The sequence below is a fragment of the Sulfitobacter sediminivivens genome, assembly GCF_042611115.2.
In the GTDB taxonomy this organism is placed as follows: Bacteria; Pseudomonadota; Alphaproteobacteria; order Rhodobacterales; family Rhodobacteraceae; genus Sulfitobacter; species Sulfitobacter sediminivivens.
This window is the reverse complement of the sequence record NZ_JBHGAR020000013.1, coordinates 17171-31277: the sequence shown is the minus strand read 5'-3', so window position 1 is coordinate 31277 and position 14107 is coordinate 17171. Positions and strand designations below refer to the sequence as shown.

11 protein-coding genes are annotated in these 14107 nt (G+C 57.4%); 7 read left to right on the top strand and 4 right to left on the bottom strand.

Features of this window, described 5'->3' with window-relative positions:
* Positions 1–476: 476 nt before the first annotated feature.
* From ACEWL3_RS13710 to ACEWL3_RS13680, 7 genes are read left to right on the top strand one after another with little or no spacing between them, the layout of a single operon-like run.
* Entirely contained in the window at positions 477–1577 is a 1101-nt protein-coding gene (locus ACEWL3_RS13710; RefSeq protein ID WP_386183886.1) for a transporter substrate-binding protein, read from the top strand.
* Positions 1574–2185 (top strand): ANTAR domain-containing response regulator, encoded by a 612-nt coding sequence (locus tag ACEWL3_RS13705; protein ID WP_386183884.1) that lies wholly within the window; start codon positions 1574–1576, stop codon positions 2183–2185. The genes ACEWL3_RS13710 and ACEWL3_RS13705 overlap by 4 nt, the downstream gene beginning before the upstream one ends.
* Positions 2169–3050, top strand: a complete 882-nt coding sequence (locus ACEWL3_RS13700; RefSeq protein WP_386184051.1) for an ABC transporter permease — start codon at positions 2169–2171, stop codon at positions 3048–3050. Before ACEWL3_RS13705 ends, ACEWL3_RS13700 begins: the two co-directional genes overlap by 17 nt.
* Entirely contained in the window at positions 3050–3970 is a 921-nt protein-coding gene (locus ACEWL3_RS13695; RefSeq protein WP_114879757.1) for an ABC transporter permease, read from the top strand. The genes ACEWL3_RS13700 and ACEWL3_RS13695 overlap by 1 nt, the downstream gene beginning before the upstream one ends.
* 33 nt (positions 3971–4003) lie before the next feature.
* A complete protein-coding gene (locus ACEWL3_RS13690) occupies positions 4004–5626 on the top strand; it encodes an ABC transporter substrate-binding protein (RefSeq protein ID WP_386183880.1) in 1623 nt (540 codons plus the stop codon).
* 4 nt (positions 5627–5630) lie between these two features.
* Complete coding sequence (locus ACEWL3_RS13685; protein ID WP_386183877.1) at positions 5631–6575, top strand: acetamidase/formamidase family protein; 945 nt, start codon at positions 5631–5633, stop codon at positions 6573–6575.
* On the top strand, positions 6572–8365 hold the full coding sequence (locus ACEWL3_RS13680; RefSeq protein WP_386183874.1) for an ABC transporter ATP-binding protein: 1794 nt from the start codon (positions 6572–6574) through the stop codon (positions 8363–8365). The genes ACEWL3_RS13685 and ACEWL3_RS13680 overlap by 4 nt, the downstream gene beginning before the upstream one ends.
* 539 nt (positions 8366–8904) lie before the next feature.
* Here the strand turns inward: ACEWL3_RS13680 and ACEWL3_RS13675 are convergent.
* From ACEWL3_RS13675 to ACEWL3_RS13660, 4 genes are read right to left on the bottom strand one after another with little or no spacing between them, the layout of a single operon-like run.
* Positions 8905–10734: an ABC transporter ATP-binding protein gene (locus tag ACEWL3_RS13675; protein ID WP_386183871.1), complete on the bottom strand. Its 1830-nt coding sequence runs from the start codon at positions 10732–10734 to the stop codon at positions 8905–8907.
* A gap of 2 nt (positions 10735–10736) precedes the next feature.
* Complete coding sequence (locus ACEWL3_RS13670) at positions 10737–11561, bottom strand: ABC transporter permease (protein ID WP_386183868.1); 825 nt, start codon at positions 11559–11561, stop codon at positions 10737–10739.
* A gap of 4 nt (positions 11562–11565) precedes the next feature.
* Positions 11566–12507 carry an ABC transporter permease gene (locus tag ACEWL3_RS13665; RefSeq protein WP_386183866.1) on the bottom strand — a complete coding sequence of 314 codons (942 nt, stop codon included), beginning with the start codon at positions 12505–12507 and terminating at the stop codon, positions 11566–11568.
* A gap of 56 nt (positions 12508–12563) precedes the next feature.
* Entirely contained in the window at positions 12564–14102 is a 1539-nt protein-coding gene (locus tag ACEWL3_RS13660; protein WP_386183864.1) for an ABC transporter substrate-binding protein, read from the bottom strand.
* Between the last annotated feature and the right edge of the window lie 5 nt (positions 14103–14107).

The window sequence follows — 14107 nt, the reverse complement described above, 5'->3', positions numbered from 1 at the left end:
AGCGCCCAATACGTATGTCGGCCCTTCGTAAAAGGTAAAATCTTCACCCAGGATGAAACTCGAATGCCTAAAGGACTCTTCCCAGTGGTTTACGGGCCTTCAGTGCGGAAATTGAGTCCGTCGTTACACCATCAAACAAAAAGAGCATTACAAAGAAAGAAGAAACGTTAGTGCTTTGCGCGTGCATGACACTCATCAAAGGTGACTTGAAGATAAGAGAAGATGTTCTGCGGGTTGGTGAAATAGGTCGAGCAGATTCATTCTGTGAACTTGATCTGGACGTCAGTGTCATGGGCACATGCAATGAAGGCAAGTATTTCAACCCGTAAATCTTGGGCCGATTAAGTTATTGACAGAATGCAGCTCTGGCGTCACCCTTGAGGCAACACTCGGAAAAACACCTATTTGGCATTCGCGCCCCGCAGTTTGATCTCTAGCAAGAGGTCGGCGCGGGGTTTTTTGTTTGGGGGGAAAGCTTGGGAAAACGTCAAATCCAAATTGGCCTGCTTCTGTCGCGGTCAGGCACCTATTCGCTGATCTCTGAAGCCTGCCGTGTAGGGGCAATGTCCGCCATTGCTCAAATCAATGCGGATCCGAACCTGGCTTTTACCTTGCATGCAGTCGAGCGTGATCCCGAGGGAAATATCGATCGATATGAACCATTGTGTCGCGACATTCTGGACAACACCAATGCACGCCATGTGGTCGGATGTGTAACCTCTTCGAGCCGCAAAGAGGTGATCCCCACGCTGGAACGCGCTGGGGCAACCTTGTGGTATACAGTGCCTTACGAGGGGTTCGAGGCCTCTGACCATGTGGTATATACCCATGCCTGCCCCAACCAGCACCTGTTGCCGCTGCTCGACTGGGCGATGCCAACCTATGGAAAACGGGCCTATCTGACCGGGTCCAACTATATCTGGGGTTGGGAGATGAACCGCATTGCGCGCCAAGAGATCACTGCGCAGGGTGGTGAAATTTTGGGCGAAAGGTATTTGCCGGTCGGGTCGCCGGACGTTGATCTGATGATCCGCGAGATTGCCTCGGCGCGCCCCGATTTCATCCTCAATTCAATGATCGGTCGATCCCAGTATCAGTTCATTGCGGCCTATCGCGAACTGGCTAAGACCAACCCCCATTTTTTACCCGAAAACTGTCCAATAATGTCGTGTAACCTGACCGAATGTGAGCTGCCAGCACTTGGCGATGCCGCAGAAGGTCTGGTGGCCGTAGGGCCATATTTCCGCGGCTCGACCGCCTGGCCCGAGGGGCATAATTTCAATTCGTCGCACGAGGCCGCGACCTTTACGGCGATCCGCGAGTTGGCGCGGCTTTTGAACCTGTGTCCAGATGCCGAAACCCTCAGCTTGTCTGAACTGCTTCGTGTCGATGGCGCGGCAGAAGGCATTGTTGACCCCCAGACCCATCACACCCGGCTGCCGGTGCTGATCGGACAGGTCGAAGGCGGCGAATTTGCCGTGAGAAGGCAATTTGCACCCATCATGGGCGACCCATACCTGTCGCGGGGGCGGAGCGGGCTTGAAGGCATTGCGCCAAAGCTGCGGGTGGTGTCATGAAACGGCGTGTTTCCATTCAAGAGCTCGGCGGGGCCCATGCCATCATATTGCACCGTGAACACTTAACGGTCCGCAATCTGTCGCGCCAACTCACTGCAATTGGGTTGCAGATTTCGACCAGTTGGCCCGTGCTTGATGCTGGTGCCTTGGGCGCGGATTTCGTGTTTTTTGATGCAGACATGGGGCATGATGAGCAGTTCCCGTGGCCCGCTGGCCAATCGCCGATGCCCTTGATCGCTCTGATTGGCAGCGAGGCACCAGGACGGATTGATTGGGCGTTGTCTGCCGGTGCCGATGCCCAACTCCTCAAGCCAATTGGGGATGGTGGGGTCTATAGCGCGCTTTTGATTGCGCGCGCGGCCCACAACGCCCGAAAAGCACTTTTGGATGATGTGGACAGCCTTCGCCGGCGTCTGAACGAGCGTCAGACCGTCGTGCGGGCTGTCAACTTTCTGATGGTGTCCGGTGTCGACGAAGACGCCGCATATGATCGGCTGCGCCGCATGGCCATGGATTGGCGGATCAACTTCGAGGACGCGGCGCAAAGGGTGGTTGCCCAACATCTTGAAAAGGGGGATTTGCATGACCGACATGGTCATCGGGGTTGAGGCCGAGGTCGCCGAAGCTGGACCTTGGCGTCGCCTTGTCCGCCGAAAACTGGCTGTGTTTGGTCTGGTATTGATTGCCCTGATCGTGATTGGGGCTCTCTTCGCGCCGCTGATCGCGCCATACTCTCCTAATGAGCAGCATTTCGAGGGGCTGACCCTGCAGGGCGCGCCACTGCCGCCGGGCGGCGATTTTCCATTGGGCACTGACCTGCTTGGGCGCGATCTGTTTTCGCGCATATTGTATGGTGCAAGAACGTCACTGATCATCGGTGTGGTCGCAAACGGGTTGGCATTGATCATTGGCACCCTGATTGGTGTCACGGCTGGCTATTTGCGTGGCTGGATCGGAACGATCCTGATGCGGTTCACCGATCTGATGATGGCGTTTCCCGCGCTTTTGCTGGCGATCTGCCTTGCTGCGATCTTTCAACCCTCATTGTGGATCGTCGCAATGGTGATTGCGCTGGTGAACTGGGTTCAGACCGCGCGGGTGATCTATACCGAAACCACATCTTTGGCCGAACGTGATTTTATCGCCGCCGAAAAGACGCTGGGGGCTGGCACTGGCCGCATCCTGTTCCACCACATCTTGCCGCATCTGCTTCCGATCCTGCTTGTTTGGGGAACTTTGGGAATTTCCACCACTGTTCTGCTTGAGGCGACGCTCAGCTTTCTGGGTATCGGCGTGCAGCCACCGACGCCATCGTGGGGCAACATCATTTTCGAAAACCAAACCTATTTTCAGTCGGCCCCGTGGCTGGTTTTCCTTCCCGGTTTTGCCATCCTGATCCTGGCTTTGGCCTTCAATCTGGTCGGCGACGCCCTGCGTGATGTTTTGGACCCCACCCAGCGGGGGCGCAGCTGATGCTTGCCTACCTTGTCCGCCGGCTTGTGCAATCCGCTTTGATCATGCTGGGCATCTCGTTCATCACTTTTTTGCTTTTGTACGTGCTGCCCGCCGACCCGGTTCGCCAGATCGCCGGACGTTCCGCCACGGCGCAAACAGTCCAGAATATCCGAGAGCAACTGGGACTGGATCAACCCTTCGTCGTTCAATATTACCGATATCTTTCAGGCCTGCTCCAAGGTGATATGGGGCGCAGTTATCTGCAGAAAACCCAAGTCAGTGAGCTGATCGCGGCGCGCCTTCCCCCGACGCTTTTGCTGATGGGCGCGGGTATCATCTGCGAGTTGATTATCGGTTTGTCGATGGGGGTGATCGCCGCGATTCGGCGCGAACAGCCGTTGGATCAGACGCTGATGATCACATCCTTCATTGCCGTATCGGCCCCGCAATTCGTGGTCTCGCTGTTGTTGCTTTACGTATTTGCCGTGCAACTGGGATGGTTCCCGATCGGCGGTTATGGCACAGCAGCACATCTTGTCTTGCCCGCTGTGGCGTTGGGGATCATGGGCTCGGGTTGGTACAGTCGCATGATGCGGTCGTCGATGATCGAAGTCCTTCAGCAGGATTTCATCCGCACCGCCCGCGCCAAGGGACTGACCCGACGGCGCATTATCCTGCGCCATGCGATCCCCAATGCCATCCTGCCAGTGATTGCCATGATCGGGATCGACATTGGCATCTTCATGGGCGGGCTGGTGGTCGTTGAAAGTGTCTTTGGCTGGCCCGGTATTGGCCAGCTTGCCTGGCAGGCGATTCAGCGCGTCGACATCCCGATCATTATGGGTGTCACGCTGGTCACTGCCTTTGCAATCGTTTTGGGAAATCTGTTGGCGGACATCATCACACCGCTGATCGACCCGCGCATCAAACTGCGTTGAGGGTCATTCAAATTCAACAAGGAGGAATACCAAATGAAAAAGCTACTCTGTACATCCGCACTGGTTCTTGGGTTTGGGCTGCCCGCGCTCGCCGAAGGCTATCAACCCGACCCGAATGCTAAACCGGGCGGTAATATCGTGATCACCTACAAGGATGACGTGGCAACGCTGGACCCTGCCATCGGCTATGACTGGCAAAACTGGTCGATGATCAAATCGATCTTTGACGGTCTGATGGATTACGACCCCGGCACCACTGATCTACGCCCCGGCCTTGCCGAAAGCTATTCCGTGTCCGATGATGGCATGGTCTTTACCTTCAAATTGCGCGACGGCGTCAAGTTTCACAACGGGCGGGTGATGACCGCCGACGACGTCAAATATTCGCTCGACCGGGTAACCAATCCAACGACTCAATCTCCGGGCGCAGGTTTTTTTGGCTCAATCAAAGGCTTTGACGAGGTCTCATCCGGTGCCGCCGACCACCTTGACGGGGTCAAGGTTCTGGACGCCAGCACCGTGGAAATCACTCTGTCGCGCCCCGACGCGACCTTCTTGCATGTCATGGCGCTGAACTTTGCGTCGATCGTCCCCAAAGAAGCGGTCGATGCGGCGGGAGATGACTTTGGCAAACAACCCGTCGGTACCGGTGCCTTCAGCCTTGGCGAATGGACGCTTGGGCAGCGGCTGGTTTTTAAAAAGAACCCCGATTACTGGCGCGCGGGCATCCCCTATCTGGATGCGGTGACCTTCGAAGTGGGGCAGGAACCGGTCGTGGCCCTGCTACGGCTTCAGAATGGAGAGGTGGACGTTCCCGGCGATGGCATCCCCCCGGCGAAGTTTCAGGAGGTGATGTCAGACCCGGCTCAAGCTGAACGTGTTGTTGAGGGCGGACAGCTTCACACCGGCTACATCACCCTCAACGTCAACACGCCGCCAATGGACGATGTGCGGGTACGGCAGGCGATCAACATGGCCATTAACAAAGACCGGATCGTTCAGATCATCAACGGGCGCGCGGTTCCGGCCACGCAACCCCTGCCACCTTCGATGCCCGGATATACCCCGGATTATCCGGGCTATGCCTTTGACGTCGACGGTGCCAAGGCACTGCTGGCCGAAGCAGGACATCCCGAAGGGTTCGAAACCGAGCTTTACGTGATGAACACCGACCCCAACCCGCGCATCGCCCAGGCAATCCAGCGTGATCTCGATGCCATCGGCATCAAGGCAGCGATCAAATCACTGGCCCAAGCCAACGTGATTGAGGCCGGCGGCAATGGCACTGCTCCGATGATTTGGTCTGGCGGTATGGCATGGATCGCAGATTTCCCCGATCCATCCAACTTTTACGGGCCGATTCTTGGCTGCGACGGGGCAGTCGAAGGCGGCTGGAACTGGTCGTGGTATTGCAACGAAGAGCTGGACACGATGGCAACCAAGGCGGACAGCATCACCGATGCAGGCATGGTGGATGATCGCATGAAAATGTGGTCGGACGTCTATATGGGTGTGATGAAAGATGCGCCCTGGGTGCCAGTATTCAACGAACAGCGCTACACGATGAAGTCGCCGCGCATGGGCGGGGCCGACGCGCTTTACGTTGATCCGGTATCGATCCCGGTCAACTATGACTACGTCTATGTGACCGAGTAAGCGCATGTGTCAGGCTTGTAATTACACGATCCACCACGCGCAGCACCATTTCGGCTGGGACAATTCCATTGCCCCGGCCGAACGCGTCACGCCTGGTTCGACAATCCTGTTTCACTGCCACGACAGTTCGGCGGGCCAGCTTGGCCCGTCGTCCACGGTGCAGGATGTGGTCGACCTGGATTTCGGTAAGATCAATCCGGTTTCGGGTCCGATCTACATCGAAGGGGCCGAACCCGGCGACAGCGTAAAAGTCACCATCGAAAGCTTTGCGCCCTCTGGCTGGGGCTGGACCGCCAATATTCCCGGCTTCGGCCTGTTGGCGGACCAGTTCACGGATGCTGCGTTGACCTTATGGAAGTACGATCCCAGCTCGCTTGCGCCCGCTCTTTGGGGCGATCAGGGCAAGGTACCGCTAAAGCCGTTTTGCGGTACCATCGGGAACGCCTTGGCAGAGGCGGGTTTGCATTCAATTGTCCCACCCCGGCGGGTCGGGGGCAATTTGGATATCCGTGATCTGGCGGCGGGCACGACGCTTTATCTTCCTGTTGAAGTGGCCGGCGCGCTGTTCAGTGTTGGCGACACCCATGCTGCACAGGGTGATGGAGAGGTCTGTGGCACGGCAATTGAAAGTCCAATGGACGTGGTTTTGACGCTGGATCTGGTCAAGGGTGAGAATCTGAAAACCCCACGCTTTACCACGCCGGGTCCCGTCACCAACCATCTTGATGCCAAAGGCTACGAAGCCACAACCGGCATGGGCCCTGACCTGATGCAGGCGGCGCGTGATGCGGTGTCGGCAATGGTTGACTTGTTGTGCAAACAGCGCGGCATGTCAGCGGTAGATGCCTATATGCTGGTGTCGACCTGTGGTGATCTTAGGATCTCGGAGATTGTTGATATGCCCAATTGGGTCGTCAGCTTTTACTTCCCGCGATGTGTTTTTGAATGATGCCAGAAGCATACAAGAAAACTGAGGCGGCCCTTGAGGCCGTCTTGGAACAGCCCGTCCTCAAAGTTGACGGACTGACGGTATCGGTGCGCAGTGAACAAGGCCAAAAGCCGCTGATCCGCGACATCAGCTTCACTCTCGAAAAAGGTGAGATTCTGGCCATCGCAGGGGAAAGCGGTTCCGGGAAATCGATCACCTCCTTGGCCATCATGGGGCTTTTGCCGCCCCCCGCAGTGCAGGTTACGGGCGGCACCATCCGGTTGAACGGAAGCGATCTAACCCAGTTTGGCGAAGCCCAGATGCGCGACATCCGCGGCAATCGTATAGCGATGATTTTTCAAGAACCGATGACGTCGCTCAACCCGGTTCTGACCATTGGCACACAGATTTCCGAAGCAATCCGTGCGCACACACTGATCAGCCGCCGCGAGGCCCGCGTTCGAGCGCTGGACGCCCTGCGGTCAGTCCGGATCAGTCAGCCTGAACAGCGGCTTGACCAATACCCTCATGAGTTTTCGGGCGGCATGCGCCAGCGCGTGATGATCGCAATGGCGCTGGCGTTGGAGCCCGAAGTGCTGATCGCGGATGAACCCACCACCGCGTTGGATGTCACCGTGCAACGCGAAGTTCTCGACCTCTTGCGCGATCTTCAAGCCGAACATGACACCGCGATCTTGCTGATTACCCATGACATGGGCGTCGTTGCCGAAATGGCCGACCGAGTTATCGTGATGAAAGACGGCGCTATCGAAGAGGTCAACGACGTCAAGACCCTGTTCGCGGCCCCCAGCAGACTTTATACCCAGCAGCTTTTGGAGGCCGTGCCGCGCATGGGCGATGGCACCAGCAAACCGCCAAAGCTGCCTGCAAAGGATCAGCCGGTTCTGAGGTTGGACAATCTGGCGGTCCGTTTTGATGTTCGTGGCGGCATTATGGGCCGGGTCACGCATCGGGTACACGCGGTTGAAAATGTCAGCTTTGACATTGCCCGGGCCGAAACATTCGCACTGGTTGGGGAAAGCGGCTGTGGCAAATCCACCATCGCCAGGGCGGTTGTCGGTCTGGCATCTCATACCGGCCGGATTGAGGTCAAAGGTCGCCACCTTGAAGGCTTGGACTCGGCCGGGCGCAAGGCGCTGTGCCGCAATGTTCAGATGGTGTTTCAAGATCCGATGGCGGCACTTGATCCGCGCATGAAGGTCGGACATCTGATTGCCGAACCCCTGACCATCCACGGCATCGGAACCACCGCGGATCGGAAGGCAACTGTGCTGGACCTGCTCAAACGGGTTGGGCTTCCTACCGACGCGGCTGACCGGCATCCGCACCAGTTTTCCGGTGGTCAGCGGCAACGCATTTGCATCGCCCGCGCGTTGGCGTTGCAACCTGATCTGATAATTGCTGACGAATCTGTTTCGGCGTTGGACGTATCTGTTCAGGCGCAAGTGCTCGATTTGTTGGGTGAATTGAAACGGGAAATGGGGCTCGCGTATTTGTTTATCTCCCATGACATGGCCGTGGTCGAAAATGTCGCTGACCGTGTTGCGGTCATGTACTTGGGCCAAATCGTGGAAATGGGCAGTTGCCGGCAGATTTTCGGAAACCCACAGCACGCCTATACCCAACGTTTGATCGAAGCCGTGCCAGTGCCCGATCCGACCCACATTCGGACCAGCAACACGCGTCTGACAGGAGACGTGCCAAGCCCGGTCTACAAAATCGGGCAACGCCCCAAAATGATGAACCTTATAGACATCGGGCATGGCCATCTTGTCGCGGGTAATATTTGAAGTCTGAATACCCGCGATCACAAAGTACGCCTCAAATGTTCCAGAATTTGGCCCTTAGGACCGCTTAGGTGGGCATTCGGATTTCTAAGAGTTCAGCCCTGTAAGGGGCAGCCCACTGGGATCGTCTCATCGTAAAAGTCTTATTCAAAATGACGCATCTTGGCGGTGTGGCCCTTACCGGTGACGTCGATTTCGAATTGGTCAGCTGCTGCATAAAGTGGCCCCGGTCGGATGGCGAACTCGCCGACAGTTAAACCCGCCGGATTGTGCATGCCCTAGACTTTCTTGATCCCAAAACGCTCGATTATGCCGTCTTTGATCATCGCCTCTCCAACGGTGCCGCGCCCTTCTGTGCGCTGGAAAATCACGGCGACGGGTCCAAACTCCCGCAACATGTCAGCGACAAGGTCAGATGTCCGGTGGGTGTTCTTTATTAGTTCCAGATTTCCGTGCAGGTCGCGGCGCTATGCGGTGAAATCGGGGTACCTTTCGGCAAGGCAGTTCTTGATAACGATGGATATCCATCGCCTTTTGCTGGATCAGTCGTTCAGCGCGAAGTGGCCAGGGGCCGCTTCGTAATAGACAGAGGGTTGGGGCTGGTGACCGACAGGGAACACTGGCGAAGGGATCGGTTTGAATTTCAAGTTATCATGGACTGTCCGGCGGGTTGGGTCGGCGATTGGCACGGCCGCTATCAGCGATTTGGTATAGCTGTGCTGCGGATTTTCAAACACTTGCGCGCGTGAGCCGATCTCGACGATTCGCCCCAGATACATCACGCCGACCCGGTGGGCGACCCGTTCAACCACGGCCATGTCGTGGCTGATGAATAGAAACGACACGCCTAGGTCGGCCTGAAGTTCCATCATTAGGTTCAGTACCTGAGCTTGCACCGATACATCCAGCGCCGAGACAGCCTCGTCCGCAATGATCAACTTGGGATTGGTGGCTAGCGCGCGAGCAATAGCAACGCGCTGGCGCTGACCACCGGACAGTTCGTGAGGAAATCTGCGCAAAAAGCTGCGCGGTAGTTCAACGCGGCCAAACAGCGTCGCCACCCGATCCTCCAGCTCGGACCCAGAGGCGATGCCGAAGTTCAGCAAAGGTTCTGCCACCTGATCGCGTAGCCGCCGATATGGGTTGAGCGAGGCAAAGGGGTCCTGAAACACCATCTGCATGTTGCGTCGCGCCCGGCGCAGGTCGGCGGCATTTAGCGCAATAATGTCGGTGCCGTCGATCACAACCTCACCAGAAGTTGGTTCGACCAGCCGCAGGATTGAGCGACCGCAACTGGACTTGCCACAGCCGGATTCACCCACCAGTGCCAGGGTCTCACCTTTGTTGACAGTAAAGCTGACATCCTCGACCGCGTGGACATAGGCCGTGGTTCTACGCAACACCCCTCCCTTGACCGCAAATCGGGTGGTCAGGTTTCGCACCTCGAGCAGTGGTTCAGGATATTCAGCTGGTTCCAGTATCCGCGACACCGCCGTGGCCTCTGCCCCGACAATGCGCATGGGTTCGGGCGCGGTCGTACCCGTCATCTCGCCCAGTCGCGGCACGGCGGCCAAAAGTGCGCGGGTATAGTCTTGGGTCGGTGCCTCAAAAATCTGCCTAACCGGTCCGCTCTCAACCAGATTGCCGCGATACATCACCACCACGCGATCAGCCATCTGGGCGACCACCGCCATATCGTGGGTGATGAAAAGCACCGCCATGTTGTTTTCACGCTTCAACCGGTCGATCAGCGCCAGTATTTCGGCCTGAATGGTCACGTCGAGCGCCGTCGTGGGTTCATCAGCGATCAGCAGGCGCGGCTCGCATACCATTGCCATCGCGATCACCACCCGCTGGCGCATGCCGCCCGACAATTCGTGCGGATATTGCCGCAGGCGTTGTTCCGGTTCCGGGATGCGGACCTCGCGCAACAATTCCAGCGCCCGGGCGCGGGCGGCGTCCTGACTGAGCTTCCGGTGCACACGCAGCCCGTCGGTCAGCTGACGTTCGATTGTAAAGACCGGGTTGAGCGAGGTCATTGGTTCCTGAAAGATCATCCCGATCTCGTTGCCACGGATATCGCGCATCGTATCAGTGTCGGCACCTGCAACATCCAGCACCTCACCGCCGGGGCGCGTAAAGTGAAGCTGTCCGCCGGTGATACGCCCACCGCCGAATTCGACCAGCCGCATCAGCGAAAGCGAGGTGACGGATTTGCCCGAACCGGATTCGCCGACAACACAGACGGTTTCGCCAGGATTGATTGAAAAGCTGACATCCTCGACCCCGACAACGATGCCATCGTCGGTTTCAAATTCCACTCTCAAACCGTCGATGTCGACGATCGGGGTTTGTCTGGGTTCTTCAAGCATGTTCAGCCTCCCGACCGCGAGCGTGGATCCAGCGCGTCGCGCAGCACATCCCCGAACATATTCAGGCCAAGTACCGTCAACGCGACAGCGGCCCCCGGCACCAGCGCAGTCCAGGGTGCCACGTCCAGATAATCGCGCGAGGCCTGAATCATCAGCCCCCACGAAGCGCGCGGCGGCTGGGTTCCGAGGCCCAGAAACGATAGCCCGGCCTCGGCCAGGATTGCGAAGGCCAAGCTGATCGTCGCCTGAACTATGACGGGCGGCATGATGTTGGGTAGAATGTGGCGCAGGATCATCATCAGGTCAGTGGTGCCTGCTGCACGTGCCGCCTCGACATAAGGCATCTGCGCGATACGCAATGCCTCACCCCGGATAATGCGGGCCAGAAAGGGCGTAAATGCGATGCCGATGGCAATGATCGTATTTTGCAGGTTTGGCCCCAACACGGCGCTGATCGTCAGCGCCAGCAAAAGCACCGGAAAACTCAGAAGAGTATCCACCAGTCGCATCAGCAAGTTGTCGGTGACGCCACCATAATACCCAGAGATAATGCCCAGCGGCAGGCCGATCACGACGCTCATGGCCACGGCAGACACCGCGATCATGACTGAGGTGCGCGCACCCAACATGACCCGATAAAAAAGATCCCGGCCCAGTTGATCGGTGCCAAACAGATAGTCCATGCTTGGCGGATCAAGCCGCGCGCGCATGTTCATCTTGGTAGCGAACTCGGCGGGGATGATAAGCGGAGCAAATATTGCGACCAACACCACAGCGGTGACCAGAACGATTCCAATGATGCCTTTTGATGAAAAAAAGGATTTCATCTCGTCATCCCAGCCGAATTCGAGGATCGATCAGCACGTACATCAGATCGACGATTAGATTGGCGAGCATGACCACTGCGGCGATCACGAAGACGCTGGATTGGATCAGTGGAATGTCGCGGTTCAACAGCGCCTGATAGGTCAGCCACCCCATGCCAGTGTAGTTGAACAAGCTCTCGATCACGATGATCGAGCCAAACAGATATCCGATTTGCAGGCCCGCTACGGTCATCACCGGACCAACCGCGTTGGACAACCCATAGCGCCAGACGACGGTGCGTTCCGACAGGCCTTTGGCGCGGGCAACGCGGATGAATTCCTGGCCCAGAATGCCTGTCATAGTCGCCCGGGTCATGCGGGTCAGATGCGCCATCAAACCCAGGCCCAGCGCAAGGGATGGCAGAAAGGCATGTTTCAGTGCCAGCACGAAGTTCTCGGACGGCTCAACAAACCCGCTTGAGGGCAGCCATCCGAGCGTGCGGGCGAACAGAAGTATCAGCATGATCCCCCAGAAGAAGTCCGGCAAGCTGACGCCCAATAGCGCAGTAGTGCTGCTGGCCGTGTCCTGCCAGCGGTCTCGGTGAACTGCCGCCCAGATGCCAAGCGGCACGGCGGCGGTCAGCGCGATGGTCATCGACATCACCACGATCAGCGAACTGGCGGTCATCTTTTGCAGCAGCAACGGACCGATGGGTTCCTTGAATACCAGCGAGGTGCCCCAGTCCCCGGTCAGCATACCACCGATCCAGCGGCCATATTGCACAATCAACGGATCGTTCAGCCCAAGCGATTCACGCAAGCCCGCCAGCGCCTCGGGATTGCTTTGCGTGCCCATGATCATCATCGCCACATCGCCCGGCAGGATGTTGGTCACGACGAATGTGATCACCGAGATCAGCAGCAAGGTGATCGCCAGCGACAGGAGGCGGTTCAAGACATAGGTCATTCAAATCGTTCCAATAGGAGCGCGGCGCGGGCCCCGAAAAGGCCCGCGTCATAGGATCAGGCGTTCAACCAGACCTTGTGGAAATTCAGGTTCGAGCCGTTCGGGTGCACGACAGTATCCAATCCACCGACCGACGGCAGCGCCCCGATTGATCCGTTACGGAACCACAAATACACATCGTGTGTCTCGTCAAAGACGCGCTGCTGCACGGCCTTATAGATTTCGGCCCGCGCGTCAGGATCGACAGTGATGCGCGCCTTTTCCGTCAGTTCATCAATCACGGGATCGCTGATCTTGCGGTAGTTGAACGCACCGGTTGTGTTCCACAGGCTGTAGTACAGGAAGTCCGGTTCCCACAGCGTGAAGAAGTTCATCATCGAGATCTGGAAATCCTTGTCGACCCACACCTGACTTAGCCAATCAGACCAGGTCAGCTGCTCGATGCTCATATCCACCCCGCCCTCGCGGAACCATTCCAGCATGATTTGGGCGGCCTCGACGTGGTAGGGGTAATTGGTCGTGACCTTGAACACCACCTTCAACTCTCCTGGGCCATAGCCCGCCTCAGCCAGCAACGCGCGGGCCTGTTCGAAATCCTGTGGCCGTTGCACCAGATCGTGGTTGTAGGATGCCGAGGTCGGATAGCTGGGCGACGCCGTGACCGCGCCTTCGCCCCATAATGCCCCCTCTAGCAGCGCCTCTTTGTCGATCATCAGATCGAAGGCCTTGCGCACGCGGGCATCCTTGAATGGCTCGAAATCGTGGTTCATGTTCAAAAAATCCCAGTTCAGCGGGAACCATGTGACAACCTGAAACGCCGGGTCCGCCTTGATCTCGGCCATCCGGTCGGCTGGGATATCGTTGATCATGTGCAATTCGCCTGTCCGCAGGCCGGTCAGACGCACCGTAGGCTCGGTGATCTCGCGGATCATGATCCTTTCCAGATAGGCGGGGCCTTCCCAGTAGTCGTCAAATCGCGCCAGTTCGACCTCGTTGCCGAATTCCCGGCGCACGAACTTGAACGGACCGGCACCAATCGGCGTGGTGCCCTGCACCTCGCCCGAGCCTTCGGGCATGATTACACCGGCACCGTTTTCCGCCAGACGGCTGAGGAAAGGCGCATTGATACTATTCAAAGTAACGATGACGGTCAGGTCATCAGGTGTTTCGATCGATTCAACCGCGTTGAAAACCTCAAAATTGACCGCCCCCGTCGCCGGGTCCTTGCACCGCTCGAACGAGTATTTCACGTCGGCAGAGGTCATGTCCGACCCGTCGTGGAATTTGACGCCAGAGCGCAGCTTGAAGGTGTAGACAAGGCCATCCTCGGACAGATCGAAACTTTCAGCAAGGTTCGGAATGACGTTCAGATCCTTGTCTACCGTCACAATCGAACTGTGAACGTTCTGCAGCACCCGCCCTGTTGAGGCAGTGCCGGTCTGGTGCATATCAAGGTTCTGTGTCGTCTCGGAATGACCCCAGATCAGGGTTCCGCCGCTGACCGGTGTCGATTGCGCAAGCGCTGGCACGGCACTGGAAAGGATTGTGCCGCCAACAACCGCGGATGTGGATTTAAGAAAATCTCTGCGTTTCATTTTTC

Bases quoted from the DNA above. Each gene is read 5' to 3' on its own strand.
- ACEWL3_RS13705 (WP_386183884.1), top strand. From the start codon at position 1,574: ATGAAACGGCGTGTTTCCATTCAAGAGCTCGGCGGGGCCCATGCCATC.
- ACEWL3_RS13700 (WP_386184051.1), top strand. From the start codon at position 2,169: ATGGTCATCGGGGTTGAGGCCGAGGTCGCCGAAGCTGGACCTTGGCGT.
- ACEWL3_RS13695 (WP_114879757.1), top strand. From the start codon at position 3,050: ATGCTTGCCTACCTTGTCCGCCGGCTTGTGCAATCCGCTTTGATCATG.
- ACEWL3_RS13690 (WP_386183880.1), top strand. From the start codon at position 4,004: ATGAAAAAGCTACTCTGTACATCCGCACTGGTTCTTGGGTTTGGGCTG.
- ACEWL3_RS13685 (WP_386183877.1), top strand. From the start codon at position 5,631: ATGTGTCAGGCTTGTAATTACACGATCCACCACGCGCAGCACCATTTC.
- ACEWL3_RS13680 (WP_386183874.1), top strand. From the start codon at position 6,572: ATGATGCCAGAAGCATACAAGAAAACTGAGGCGGCCCTTGAGGCCGTC.
- ACEWL3_RS13675 (WP_386183871.1), bottom strand. From the start codon at position 10,734: ATGCTTGAAGAACCCAGACAAACCCCGATCGTCGACATCGACGGTTTG.
- ACEWL3_RS13670 (WP_386183868.1), bottom strand. From the start codon at position 11,561: ATGAAATCCTTTTTTTCATCAAAAGGCATCATTGGAATCGTTCTGGTC.
- ACEWL3_RS13665 (WP_386183866.1), bottom strand. From the start codon at position 12,507: ATGACCTATGTCTTGAACCGCCTCCTGTCGCTGGCGATCACCTTGCTG.
- ACEWL3_RS13660 (WP_386183864.1), bottom strand. From the start codon at position 14,102: ATGAAACGCAGAGATTTTCTTAAATCCACATCCGCGGTTGTTGGCGGC.